Raw genomic sequence first — 12,301 nt, 5'->3', positions numbered from 1 at the left:
TATGCGTTTTATTGACGTTTTTAATGGCGATGCCGATGGTATTTGTGCACTGGTTCAGTTACGTCTGGCTGAGCCCAGAGAAGCGGAACTGGTTACCGGAATCAAGCGTGATATCAATCTGTTGAAACATGTGGATGCAGCTGCTGGTGATAAGCTCACTGTGCTGGATATTTCGATGGAGAAAAATACGGCAGATTTGATCCGGTTACTGGATGCTGGAGTTGAGGTGTTCTATGCAGATCATCATCAACCGGGCGACATTCCTGAATATCCCAATCTGTCTGCACACATCGATATGGCAGCCACTACCTGCACTTCATTAATCATTGATAAGTACCTTAAAGGACAGTTTCATCAATGGGCTATCACTGCTGCCTATGGCGATAATTTAACCGCAGTGGCGGATAAGCTTGCCGGTGAAGCCGGGATGACAAATACTCAACGTGAAGAACTGGCATCGCTGGGCATTTATCTTAATTACAACGGCTATGGTGCCAAGACGGATGATCTGTTATTTCATCCTGCTGAGCTGTTTAAACAATGTGTTGCTTATGCTTCGCCCTTTGATTTTATTCACGAAAACCGTGCGGCCTATGAAAAGCTTTCAAACGGTTACAATGAAGATATGCGTTCGGGGTTAACCATTGAACCAAAATACAAAACTGAAAAGCTGGCCGTTATCTGTTTACCCGACGAAAAGTGGGCCCGCCGGGTAAGTGGTGTTTTGGGAAACGAGTTGGCCAATCAATTTCCTGACCGGGCTCATGCCATTGTGTCGGTAAAAGATGCTGATCATTATCTGGTGAGCCTGCGTGCTCCAAATTCCAATCGCAGTGGCGCCGATGAAGTTGCTGGCCAATTTCCTACTGGTGGTGGACGTAAAGCGGCTGCAGGTATTAATGCGCTTCCAATCAATCAGTTGGAGCAGTTGATTGATGTAATGGAAAAACAATACGCTTAGAAACTAAATTGTGATCGGTTTCTCGATTTAAGGCAGGAGAATTTCCTGTTGATTAATTTTGTCTTTTTTAGGGCTGGACGTTAAACATCCTGATAGCTTAGTCTTTAAATGCAGCTCAGGAGAGCTGCATTTAATCAAAACAAGGAGCAAGGAAAGATGTTTAAGAAATGGATTATTTCTTTATTACTCGCATTTTCACTTTCATCATTCGCTGCATTCGCAGCAGATAAAATCAATATCAACAGTGCCACAGCAGACGAATTACAGCTTCTCGATGGAGTAGGACCTTCCACTGCAGATGCTATCGTGCAATACCGTGAGCAAAATGGGACATTTTCCAGTGTTGATGATTTGGTGAATATCAAAGGTATTGGTGAAAAAAAAGTAGCTGCTTTAGCAGAGAAAGTTACTGTCACTGATTAAACGTTGATAAATTGAAAAAGGTGAGGTTTAAAATGCCTCACCTTTTTTATGTCTGTTTAAAAGGCAACTGAGTTTGATAAAACAGCTTCCGCTTGCATTACCAGTTTGTCTTTCAATTCCGCATCTAACCTTTGTTGTTCTGTTTCGGTTAACGCATTGTCGTCGCTATTGGTGATGAAAAACACGTCTTCTACCTGGTCGCCCAATGTCACCATTTTAGCATTAATTACCTGTATCTGATTTGACAGAAAAACTTGTGCTACGGCAGACAACAATCCCGGTCGATCATGGGTGTATAGCTCCATTACCGTATGTGTATGCTGGGGATTTACCGAAAACTTTATGACGGGCTCGGTCTGGAACAGCTTTGTGGTTCGTGGCATTAATTGTGGTTTATAACCCGAAATCAAATGTTCACGTGCAAGCTGCTTATGCAATGCTGCGGTGATATCTTCAAAGCGTTGTTGTGTCCCATTAACAATAAAAGTATTTAAGGTTTTACCGTCATTACTGATATTGATTTTGGCATCCAAAATATTCAGTTGCAACTGTTCCAGACATGCTGTCATAGAAGCAAACAGACCGCGGCGATCATGTGTAAAAATACATAACTCGAGCGTTTGCTTTTCGTTATGCGGACGTACCAGAATCAATGGTTCTTCATCGGGATGCTCAAGCCGGCCATTGGTTTGCCAGGCAATTTCATCAACTGAATGCCGTAAAAAATAATCCAGATCATATTCAAGCCACAGTTGGGTGATATCTTGGGGCGGCCATCCCATTTCTGAAAGTTTATCCAAAGCCAACTGATACTTTTTATAGCTTTTTTCCTGCGTACTTTTTGCTTGTGCCTCAGTATGTTCCAGCCATTGATGCGTACTGTGATAAAGCTGTTTGAGCAGTGAGTCACGCCAGCCATTCCAGAGATTGTTATTGGTTGCCCTGATATCAGCCACCGTCAACAGATACAGATAATTTAATCTATTGACACTGCCGACCAGAGCGGCAAAGTCTTGAATAACTTCAGGATCTTCGAGGTCTTTCTTTTGCGCGGTGGATGACATTGCCAGATGCTGGCGAACCAGAAAAGTCACAATGCTGGTGTCGTAATCACTCAAATTGTGTTGCGTACAGAATTGTTCTGCATCTTTAACACCGAGAATACTATGATCACCGCCACGACCTTTGGCAATATCATGATAAATACCGGCGATATACAATAATTCAGGTTTTGGCAGTTGATAAAACACTTCTGAACACAGCGGAAATTCATCCTTGAATTCGGAGCAGGAAAAACGACGTAAATTTCCCACCAGAAACAGGGTATGTTCATCTACCGTGTAAGCATGAAATAAATCATGCTGCATCTGTCCGACAATCCTACCAAATTCAGGCAGATAAGCACCCAGCACTCCGAGTTGATTCATGCGACGAAATTCATGGGTAACGCCTTTCGGTTGACGGATGATTTCCATAAACAGGCTACGATTTTTAATGTCTGCACGAAAGCGTTCATCAATTAAATGCAGATGGGCATGAATCTGGCGGATAGTCGAGGCACGAATGCCTTTAATATGCGGATGTTGTTGCAGGATCAGAAATACTTCCAGCAACGCATAGGGATAGTAAGCAAACATGCCGGAATTGATGGTTTCCAGATAACCGTTATGAGATTGGAAACGACGGTTGATCGGTTCAATATCTCTGGGTTCATCAGCCAGGATGATATTTTCTTCAAAAAGTTGTAACAGCAATGCATTCATTTGACCAACGGCACGAACCGTCCGGTAATAATCCTTCATGAAATGTTCAACGGCCATACGGTTATTGGTGTCTGCATAACCGAGTTGTTTAGCCAGTTCGCGCTGATGATCTATCATCATTTTTTCTTGTTTACGACCGGCCTGATGATGCAGGGCAAACCGTACCCGCCACAGAAAACGTCGTGCCTGTTGCAGAATATCGAACTCGCTTTCGGCCAGAAAGCCTTTGGATTTCAGGCCTTGCAGATTCCGTACATCAAAATGTTGTTGAGCAACCCAGTTGATCACCTGAATATCCCGCAGACCACCGGGCGATTCTTTTAGATTTGGCTCAAGGTTGTTACCGGTATCGTTGTATTTATGATGCCGCTGAATCTGTTCCTGTTTTTTGCGCTCGTAAAAAAGTCGGGTATCCCACGTTTTGTTTGAAACCGTCAGTTGTTGTAACTGCTCGAACAATTGTTGATTGCCCGATAAAAGCCGTGCTTCCAGTAAGTTGGTAGCAATAGTGATATCGTCTTCAGCCTGCTGGCGGCATTCACTAATTGTGCGAACACTATGGCCGATTTCAAGTCCGATATCCCATAATTGGGTCAGGAAATCTGATAATGCGGCTGGCGGCGCTTCGGCTACTGAATCATCCAGTAACACCAGCAAATCCACATCAGAATGGGGATGTAATTCACCTCGTCCATAGCCACCCACAGCAATCAGACTCAGTGTGGTTTCTGCTGCAAGATGCTTTTTCCATAGAAATTGCAGTACTTCATCCACAAAATGTGATTGTTGATGAACCAGCCAGTCAATGTCAGCTTCATCTTCAAAAAAACATTTCTTTAAATGTTGGGAGGCTTTAGCGAGGATATCGCGACAGCCAGTCGCCTTATCCGTCTGACCGAACTCCCAGACAGATTGTGCAGCAATTGCCATTAATGGATGCTCCTATGAGCGTTCTTCTTCCCGAAGGGTTAATATTTCGTGACCATCATCAGTAACCAGAATGGTATGTTCCCATTGGGCCGATAAGGAACGATCTTTGGTCACCACTGTCCAGCCATCAGGAAGTTGGCGGACCTGACGTTTACCGGCATTGATCATCGGTTCAATAGTAAATGTCATGCCGGCCTGCAATGTCATACCGGTGTCTGGTGAACCATAATGCAACACCTGTGGTTCTTCGTGAAATACCTGGCCGATGCCATGTCCACAATATTCTCTGACAACAGAAAAGTGCTCGTTCTCCGCATGTTGCTGAATGGCATGGCCGATATCGCCCAGCTTGATACCCGGTTTGACCATATCAATGCCAATCATCATGCATTCACGAGCGACACGAGACAATCGCTGAGCCAGGATTGATGTTTTGCCGACATGAAACATTTTGCTGGTATCCCCGTGATAACCATCTTTAATAACCGTGATATCGATATTAATAATGTCGCCATCTTTGAGTTTTTTATCACTGGGAATACCGTGGCAGATAACATGATTGACCGAGGTACAGATGGACTTGGGGAAACCATGATAATTCAAAGGTGCAGGAATGGCTTTTTGTTCGTTAACAATATAATCGTGACAAATGGTGTTTAATTCATCGGTGGTGATGCCCGCAACCACATGCGGTTCGATCATGGTTAAAACGTCAGCGGCAAGCCTGCCTGCCACACGCATTTTTTCGATTTCTTCGGCTGTTTTGATGGTCACGCCCATGCCAGATCCTGATTGCTGTTAACGATAAAAAGACAAAGCATAGTTTGCCGCAAAAAGCACTGAACTGCCAGCTAAGCGGGCTAATCCAAGCTATATACGGTTGGTGCTTTGTTTTAGTTGGTAACTGTGGAATAATATGCGCGCCTTAGCAAAGGCAAAATCACACACGTGCCGACACAGTTTTCGGGGTGCTGTCTGAACATCAGATCAGTCGATAGCTGGGGTACGTGGAGGTTTAACCCCATATATATAGGTATAAAAATGGCTAAAATTACAATGCGCCAAATGCTTGAAGCAGGCGTTCACTTCGGTCACCAAACACGTTACTGGAACCCAAAAATGGGTCCTTTCATCTTTGGTAAGCGCAACAATATTCATATCGTTAACCTTGAGCACAGTCTGCCAATGTTCAACGACGCACTCAACTACGTCAGCAAACTGGCTTCCAAAAAAGGCCGTATTCTGTTCGTTGGCACCAAGCGTGCTGCACAGGATGCTATCCGTGAAGATGCTGAACGTTGTGGCATGCCTTACGTCAACCGTCGCTGGTTAGGCGGCATGCTGACAAACTACCAAACCGTTCGCCAATCAATCAAACGTCTTGAAGCAATTCAGGCGATGATCGAATCAGGTAAAACAGAAGGTTTGAAAAAGAAAGAAGTTCTGAACCTGTCACGTGAACAGGAAAAACTGGAAAAAAGCATTGGTGGTATCAAAAAAATGGGTAACCTGCCTGATGCTTTGTTCATTATCGACGTTGATCATGAGCGCATCGCTATTCAGGAAGCAAACAAACTGGGTATCCCCGTGATTGCGGTTGTAGATACCAATAGTAATCCTGACGGTGTTGATTACGTTATCCCTGGCAACGACGACTCCATGCGGGCCATTCGCCTGTATACAGCTAATATCGCTGACACTATTCTGGAAGGCCGTGCATCTGTCACTACAGGTGATGCCGGAGATGAATTTGTAGAAGTTGCGGAAGAGAATGCTCCAGCCGCAGCTGAATAAGTTCTGCTAATGACTTAAACAGGCTCGCTTAAAGGCGGGCCTGTGTCGTATGTGTGGTCTGAAACAGGCCGTTCACAAAAATTGATTTTAAGGGTTACAAAAATGGCTATAACTGCAGCTTTAGTAAAAGAACTGCGTGAGCGTACCGGCTCCGGCATGATGGAATGCAAAAAAGCATTGGTTGAATCTAATGGTGATATCGAAGCAGCAATTGAAGAGATGCGTAAATCTGGTCTGGCGAAAGCTGACAAGAAGTCTGACCGTGTTGCTGCCGAAGGTATTATTGCCATCGAAACCAGTGCCGATAATAAACAGGCAGTGATGCTTGAAGTGAATTCAGAAACAGACTTTGTCGCGAAAGCAGATGATTTTATTGGTTTCGTCGATGCCGTAGCGAAGAAAGTTCTGGAAGCACAGCCTGCTGATTTAGATGCATTGTTGCAATTGACATTAAGTAACGGTGAAAGCATCGATACTGTCCGCCAATCGCTGATTGCTAAAATTGGTGAAAATATTCAGGTTCGCCGCTTTACTTTGGTGAACACTGATTCGGGTGTCATTGGTGCTTACCGTCACGGTGACCGTATCGGAACACTGGTCAAGCTGAACGGTGGTGATGAGAGTCTGGCAAAAGATTTGGCAATGCATGTTGCTGCCAGCCGTCCGCAAGCGGTATCTGCTACTGAACTTCCAGAAGAATTATTGCAAAAAGAGCGTGATATCGTCGCAACCCAGGCACGTGAAAGCGGTAAGCCGGAAGCGATTGTTGAAAAAATGATCGAAGGCCGCATGAGCAAGTTCGTTAACGAAATCAGCCTGTTGGGCCAGGCGTTCGTTAAAGACCCTGATGTCACGGTTGAAAAGCTGGTTAAACAAGCGGGTGCAACGGTTGAAGCCTTTGCCTGTTATGAAGTCGGTGAAGGCATCGAGAAAAAAGTTGATAACTTTGCCGAAGAAGTTATGGCTCAGGCACGAGGAAACTAAACCATGACGGAAACCGGAAATCAGCTTGTTTATAAGCGTATTCTGCTCAAACTGAGTGGTGAGGCTTTAATGGGTAATGCCGAGTATGGCATTCAACCCGAAGTGATTTCCCGGTTTGCGAAAGAGATATCCGAGCTGAATGCCCAGGGTGTTCAGTTGGGTATTGTTATCGGCGGTGGCAATATTTTTCGTGGTGCTGGCCTTGCCGCCAGTGGCATGGATAGAGTCAGTGCCGATCACATGGGCATGTTGGCAACCGTATTAAATGCGCTGGCACTGCAGGATGCTCTGGAACGTAATGGAACATTCTGCCGTGTCATGTCCGCGATACGTATTCATGAAGTCTGTGAGGATTATCTGCGCCGCCGTGCTATTCGGCATTTAGAAAAAGGCCGGGTAGTGATTTTTGCTGCGGGTACCGGTAATCCATTTTTTACCACAGATTCAGCAGCCAGTTTGCGTGCTGTAGAAATTGGTGCTGAGCTCATGCTTAAAGGCACCCAGGTAGATGGTGTATATAATTCAGATCCAAGGAAAGATCCCGAAGCCATCCGTTATGACACGCTGTCTTATGATGAAGTTATTAATAATCGCCTGGCAGTAATGGATACAACGGCAGTAGTGATGTGTCAGGAACAGAAAATGCCTTTAAGGGTATTTAATGTTCATGAATACGGTAATCTCACTGACATAGTGTATGGGAAAAATGTTGGTACATTGGTGAAATAGGACAAATCATGATTAATGATATTCAAAAAGATGCAGCAGACCGAATGCAGAAAAGTGTTGCGGCTCTGGCAACTGCACTGGCGAAAATCCGTGCTGGCCGCGCACATACCAGTTTATTAGATCATGTTACCGTGCCATATTACGGTTCCGATGTTCCCTTGAGTCAGGTGGCGAGTGTTGGTATCGAAGATTCCAGAACGCTCACGGTGGCGCCATGGGAAAAAAATATGGTTCCGGTGATCGAAAAAGCCATTATGACATCTGATTTGGGGGTGAATCCAAATAGTGCAGGAATGACTATTCGTATTCCGATTCCGCCCTTAACTGAAGAACGTCGTAAAGATTTGGTCAAAGTGGCTAAATCTGAAGCTGAAAATGCACGTATCGCTGTGCGTAATATTCGTCGTGATGCGAATGGCAGCTTCAAAGATTTATTAAAAGACAAAGCCATTTCGGAAGATGAACAGCGTGGTGCGGAAGAGGCCATTCAAAAGCTGACCGATACTACCATCAAACAGATTGATGACTTACTGGCTGAAAAAGAAACCGATTTGATGGCGGTCTAAGCCATTACGGTTTAGCCATACCAAATGAATTCTTCCGGTCGTTCCATACCCAGACACATTGCTATCATCATGGATGGCAATGGTCGCTGGGCAAAACAACGGCTACAACCGCGATTTATGGGGCACCGGGCTGGTGTCCGAGCGGTTGAAGGCATTGTTAAACATTGTGTCGCCTGCGGTGTGGAAGTACTCAGCCTGTTTGCCTTCAGCAGTGAAAACTGGCGACGACCCGGTAAGGAAGTCAATTTACTGATGGAGTTATTCAGTCATGCACTGGATAACCAGGTTAAACGTCTGCATAAAAACAATATCCGTCTTAATGTCATTGGTGATATCAGTCGTTTTTCGGTGTCATTACAGCAACAGATTGCGGATGCAACGGCATTAACGGCTGAAAACGATGGTTTGATCCTGAATATTGCTGCCAACTATGGTGGGCGCTGGGACATTACCCAGTCAGTTAAGCAGATTGCGAAAAAAATCCAAAACGGCGAACTCGATCCAGAGCAGATTGATGAAAGTGTTATTGCCGGTCATTTGGTGACGGCCGATTTGCCTGAACCGGATCTGTTCATCCGTACAGGCGGTGAACAACGTATCAGTAATTTTCTGATGTGGCAGCTGGCGTATACCGAATTGTATTTTACCGAGACACTTTGGCCTGAATTTAATGCCCAGAATTTGGATATAGCAATAGATTCGTTTTCCAGCCGTGAACGACGGTTTGGTCGTACATCGGAACAGTTAGCAGGTAAAGAAGATGCTTAAACAGCGTTTATTGGCTGCGGCAGTGTTAATTCCGTTAGTGATAATGGCCATTTTGCTATTACCCAGTATCGGTTTTATTGCTTTACTGACGGTTGTTGTGTTGATGGCGATATGGGAATGGCTCTCCATGGCAGCAATCAAACCCATGTTCAAAGTATTGGCCAGTATTTCATTTGTTGCTGTTTTGGCAGTATTGCTTACGACGGCAGCGATTGACCATATATTGTTCAGCGGCTTACTGTTCTGGATTCTGTTCAGTCTGCTCATTGTTTTATTTGCACACCGACCTTTACCCGGCATTCTTGCTGGGTGCTTCCACAATAAAGTATTTACCTATCTGCTCAGCATGCTGGTCACGTTATTGTTTGTTTACAGCGCGGTATGGCTGCATGGCTTAGCTCCGAATGGTCCAGTCTTGGTTTTATATGTTTTGATAAGTGTATGGCTGGCCGATACCGGTGGATATTTCGCAGGTAAACGCTGGGGAAAACATTCTCTGGCCAGGGCTATCAGTCCGAATAAAACGCTTGAAGGTCTTGCCGGAGCTCTGGTGTTAGTAGCACTCTGGAGCGTTCTGGCATATTTGCTGGGTATTTCCCAGAATTTATCACTGAGCGGCTGGCTTGCTATCAGCCTGATAACCGGTTTGATTTCGGTCAGTGGTGATTTATTTGAAAGTCTGTTTAAGCGCAGTTACCAGATAAAAGACAGTGGGCAACTTATACCGGGGCATGGCGGTATGCTGGACAGGATGGATAGTCTGCTGGCGGCCGTTCCGTTTTTTGCTGCGCTGTTATGGCTGACAGGTCAGTTTTAATGCAGCAGGTTACTATTCTCGGCTCAACCGGTTCAATTGGTATCAGCACTTTAGATGTTTTACAGCGTCATCCTGAAAAATACTCTGTATACGCCTTAGCGGCTAATAAATCAGTTGATACGATATTTGAGCAATGCATTCAATTTCAACCGGCTGTGGCCGTTATGTTATGCCCGGATTCGGCAGAACAACTCGAAATAAAACTTCGTAAAGCCGGTTTGGCTACTGCTGTGCAAAGCGGTATGCAAGCTTTGGAAATGATTTCCAGTGCAGATGAAACTGATATTGTGGTAGCTGCTATTGTGGGGGCTGCAGGATTACTTCCCACCCTGGCCGCAGCAAAAGCCGGTAAACGTATTTTGCTGGCCAATAAAGAAGCGCTGGTGATGAGTGGTGCTTTACTGATGCGCGAAGTGGAAGCGAATAATGCAATATTGCTTCCTGTTGATAGTGAACATAATGCGATATGGCAATGCATGCCAGTCGGCGATACCCAGCAATATCATTTTGAAAATAAAGGTATCCGCAGAATTATTCTGACGGCATCAGGTGGACCGTTTCGGGATTGGGATATTGACGATCTGGATAGGGTTACGCCAGAACAGGCGGTAGCGCATCCAAATTGGTCGATGGGCCAGAAAATATCCGTTGATTCCGCCACGATGATGAATAAAGGACTGGAGGTTATCGAAGCGCACTGGTTATTTGGAGTGAGCAGTGACAAGATTGAGGTCGTGTTGCACCGCCAGAGTATTATTCATTCCATGGTGGACTATGCGGATGGTTCGGTGCTGGCGCAAATGGGGAATCCCGATATGCGCACACCCATTGCCAATACGTTAGCCTGGCCGCAACGTATAGATTCTGGAGTTGAGCCTTTGGATCTGGTGAAGGCGGGAAGGCTGGATTTCTCGGAAGCGGACTTTGCGCGATTCCCTTGCCTGGCCCTTGCTTATAAGGCATTAAATGCAGGGGGAACCAGTACGGCTATACTTAATGCCGCTAATGAAGTGGCAGTAGAAGCCTTTCTTAACCGCAAAATTAAGTTTACTGATATTGCCCGGATCATTGCTGATGTTTTAGAAGGCGTACAATCAACAGCAGCAGATTCACTGGAACACATTTTGTCTGCCGATCAAATGGCCAGAAAGGTCGCTCAACAGCAGATGCGGAAGTTATGCAATCATTAATCTTTTTTATTGTCGCCCTCAGCCTGCTGGTGGTTATCCATGAATTTGGACACTACTGGGTAGCACGGCGTTGTGGGGTGAAAGTATTGCGTTTTTCGGTCGGTTTTGGCCAGAAACTGTGGTCAAAACAATTAAAAAATGGCACTGAATTTGTGATTGCAGCGCTGCCTTTAGGTGGTTATGTCAAGATGCTGGATGAACGCGAAGGGCCGGTGGCAGATGCTGATCTGGGACAAACTTTTAATCGCCAGCCATTAAAAAACCGCGTTGCGATTGTCTCAGCAGGGCCTGTTGCCAACCTTTTATTTGCCGTATTTGCCTACTGGATGATTCTGATCATTGGAGTACCGGGAATAAAGCCGATTATTGATGAAGTCACGGTTGACTCACCAGCAGCCATGGCTCAGCTTACTCCGGGTGAGCAAATTATTGCCGTCAACGGTAAAGCAACGCCAACAATAAACAGCTTGTTTCAGCAATGGTTGAGATTGGCACAATCTGGTGAAACCGTCTCACTGACAACACGTAGTGCTGATATCGAAACCACCAAACAACTCACTTTACCAAAGCTTGGTCTTGACGATGCAGCAACCCTGTTTAATCAAATTGGTATAAAAACCGTGCAACCAGAAATGCCCCCGATTTTGGGCAAGATCGTTGCCGATAGTCCTGCAGAAAAAGCAGGCTTACAAGCCGGAGACGAATTAATTTCTGCTGATGGAAAACAACTGCAGAGTTGGCAGGCATGGGTGACGTTAATTCAGAATAGTGCTGAGCAACCTATCGAAGTCGAAATCCTACGCAATGGCGTCATACAGCAACTGATTATTACCCCCGCTGCAGATGATAATGGAATGGGACGTATTGGTGCCGCAGTCAATACAGATGCATTTGAAATACCGACAGAATTGCAAGCAGAGTTACGCTATGGACCATTGACGGCTATTCCTCAGGCCGTTACACAAACCTGGCAATTTAGTGTCACGACCTTGAGCGGTTTATGGGGAATGCTTGTCGGTACGGTTTCCAGTGACAACCTGGGTGGGCCAATTGCTATTGCACAATTTGCCGGAGATTCTGCTCAGCAAGGATTTGTCGCCTTTATCAGTTTTTTAGCCATGATCAGTATCAGTTTAGGGATATTAAATCTATTACCTGTACCAGTGCTGGATGGTGGTCATTTACTGATGTATTTTTTTGAATGGATTCGTGGCAAACCGTTACCGGAATCGGTACAAATCCAGGTACAAAAAATTGGATTATTTTTGATTCTGCTGTTGATGGTATTCGCTTTTACAAATGACATTGCTCGACTCATTGGCTAATCCACACATTGCAGGTACACTTACGATTTCTTCGGCTGACTGACTGTAAAA

The 12,301-nt window shown here is 45.1% G+C and carries 12 protein-coding genes; 10 read left to right on the top strand and 2 right to left on the bottom strand.

The window, feature by feature from the left end:
• The first annotated feature begins 1 nt into the window (after position 1).
• Both B2337_RS12445 and B2337_RS12440 read left to right on the top strand, forming a co-directional pair.
• Entirely contained in the window at positions 2 to 961 is a 960-nt protein-coding gene (locus B2337_RS12445) for a DHH family phosphoesterase (protein WP_292413677.1), read from the top strand.
• Between the two features lie 156 nt (positions 962 to 1,117).
• A complete protein-coding gene (locus B2337_RS12440) occupies positions 1,118 to 1,384 on the top strand; it encodes a ComEA family DNA-binding protein (protein ID WP_292361502.1) in 267 nt (88 codons plus the stop codon).
• Positions 1,385 to 1,440: 56 nt separating this feature from the next.
• On the opposite strand, the gene glnD is transcribed toward B2337_RS12440, so the two are convergent.
• Both glnD and map read right to left on the bottom strand, forming a co-directional pair.
• Positions 1,441 to 4,077 (bottom strand): [protein-PII] uridylyltransferase, encoded by a 2,637-nt coding sequence (gene glnD, locus B2337_RS12435; protein WP_292742669.1) that lies wholly within the window; start codon positions 4,075 to 4,077, stop codon positions 1,441 to 1,443.
• A 12-nt stretch (positions 4,078 to 4,089) separates the two neighbouring features.
• Positions 4,090 to 4,857, bottom strand: a complete 768-nt coding sequence (gene map / locus B2337_RS12430) for a type I methionyl aminopeptidase (RefSeq protein WP_292742666.1) — start codon at positions 4,855 to 4,857, stop codon at positions 4,090 to 4,092.
• A 261-nt stretch (positions 4,858 to 5,118) separates the two neighbouring features.
• Between map and rpsB the strand changes: the two genes are divergently transcribed.
• The 8 genes from rpsB to rseP all read left to right on the top strand — a co-directional run bounded on the left by rpsB (position 5,119) and on the right by rseP (position 12,250).
• Positions 5,119 to 5,871 carry a 30S ribosomal protein S2 gene (gene rpsB, locus B2337_RS12425; protein WP_292361505.1) on the top strand — a complete coding sequence of 251 codons (753 nt, stop codon included), beginning with the start codon at positions 5,119 to 5,121 and terminating at the stop codon, positions 5,869 to 5,871.
• A 102-nt stretch (positions 5,872 to 5,973) separates the two neighbouring features.
• Entirely contained in the window at positions 5,974 to 6,855 is an 882-nt protein-coding gene (tsf, locus tag B2337_RS12420; protein WP_292413682.1) for a translation elongation factor Ts, read from the top strand.
• A 3-nt stretch (positions 6,856 to 6,858) separates the two neighbouring features.
• Positions 6,859 to 7,584 carry a UMP kinase gene (pyrH, locus tag B2337_RS12415; RefSeq protein WP_292361507.1) on the top strand — a complete coding sequence of 242 codons (726 nt, stop codon included), beginning with the start codon at positions 6,859 to 6,861 and terminating at the stop codon, positions 7,582 to 7,584.
• 8 nt (positions 7,585 to 7,592) lie between these two features.
• Positions 7,593 to 8,150, top strand: coding sequence for a ribosome recycling factor (gene frr / locus B2337_RS12410; RefSeq protein WP_292361508.1), 558 nt, complete (start codon positions 7,593 to 7,595; stop codon positions 8,148 to 8,150).
• A 24-nt stretch (positions 8,151 to 8,174) separates the two neighbouring features.
• Positions 8,175 to 8,918 carry an isoprenyl transferase gene (locus B2337_RS12405; protein WP_292361509.1) on the top strand — a complete coding sequence of 248 codons (744 nt, stop codon included), beginning with the start codon at positions 8,175 to 8,177 and terminating at the stop codon, positions 8,916 to 8,918.
• Positions 8,911 to 9,735, top strand: coding sequence for a phosphatidate cytidylyltransferase (locus B2337_RS12400; RefSeq protein ID WP_292413683.1), 825 nt, complete (start codon positions 8,911 to 8,913; stop codon positions 9,733 to 9,735). Before B2337_RS12405 ends, B2337_RS12400 begins: the two co-directional genes overlap by 8 nt.
• On the top strand, positions 9,735 to 10,925 hold the full coding sequence (ispC, locus tag B2337_RS12395) for a 1-deoxy-D-xylulose-5-phosphate reductoisomerase (RefSeq protein WP_292361511.1): 1,191 nt from the start codon (positions 9,735 to 9,737) through the stop codon (positions 10,923 to 10,925). The genes B2337_RS12400 and ispC overlap by 1 nt, the downstream gene beginning before the upstream one ends.
• On the top strand, positions 10,913 to 12,250 hold the full coding sequence (gene rseP / locus B2337_RS12390) for an RIP metalloprotease RseP (RefSeq protein ID WP_292413685.1): 1,338 nt from the start codon (positions 10,913 to 10,915) through the stop codon (positions 12,248 to 12,250). The genes ispC and rseP overlap by 13 nt, the downstream gene beginning before the upstream one ends.
• The last annotated feature ends 51 nt before the right edge of the window (positions 12,251 to 12,301 follow it).

The organism is Methylophaga sp. UBA3192, assembly GCA_002363955.1.
In the GTDB taxonomy this organism is placed as follows: Bacteria; Pseudomonadota; Gammaproteobacteria; order Nitrosococcales; family Methylophagaceae; genus Methylophaga.
The sequence above is the reverse complement of the archived record's forward strand: the minus strand, read 5'-3'. Positions and strand labels throughout refer to the sequence as shown.

Coding starts and splice junctions, on each gene's coding strand:
- B2337_RS12400 (WP_292413683.1), top strand. CDS start 8,911: ATGCTTAAACAGCGTTTATTGGCTGCGGCAGTGTTAATTCCGTTAGTG.
- frr (WP_292361508.1), top strand. CDS start 7,593: ATGATTAATGATATTCAAAAAGATGCAGCAGACCGAATGCAGAAAAGT.
- B2337_RS12445 (WP_292413677.1), top strand. CDS start 2: ATGCGTTTTATTGACGTTTTTAATGGCGATGCCGATGGTATTTGTGCA.
- B2337_RS12440 (WP_292361502.1), top strand. CDS start 1,118: ATGTTTAAGAAATGGATTATTTCTTTATTACTCGCATTTTCACTTTCA.
- tsf (WP_292413682.1), top strand. CDS start 5,974: ATGGCTATAACTGCAGCTTTAGTAAAAGAACTGCGTGAGCGTACCGGC.
- rseP (WP_292413685.1), top strand. CDS start 10,913: ATGCAATCATTAATCTTTTTTATTGTCGCCCTCAGCCTGCTGGTGGTT.
- pyrH (WP_292361507.1), top strand. CDS start 6,859: ATGACGGAAACCGGAAATCAGCTTGTTTATAAGCGTATTCTGCTCAAA.
- rpsB (WP_292361505.1), top strand. CDS start 5,119: ATGGCTAAAATTACAATGCGCCAAATGCTTGAAGCAGGCGTTCACTTC.
- glnD (WP_292742669.1), bottom strand. CDS start 4,077: ATGGCAATTGCTGCACAATCTGTCTGGGAGTTCGGTCAGACGGATAAG.
- map (WP_292742666.1), bottom strand. CDS start 4,857: ATGGGCGTGACCATCAAAACAGCCGAAGAAATCGAAAAAATGCGTGTG.
- B2337_RS12405 (WP_292361509.1), top strand. CDS start 8,175: ATGAATTCTTCCGGTCGTTCCATACCCAGACACATTGCTATCATCATG.
- ispC (WP_292361511.1), top strand. CDS start 9,735: ATGCAGCAGGTTACTATTCTCGGCTCAACCGGTTCAATTGGTATCAGC.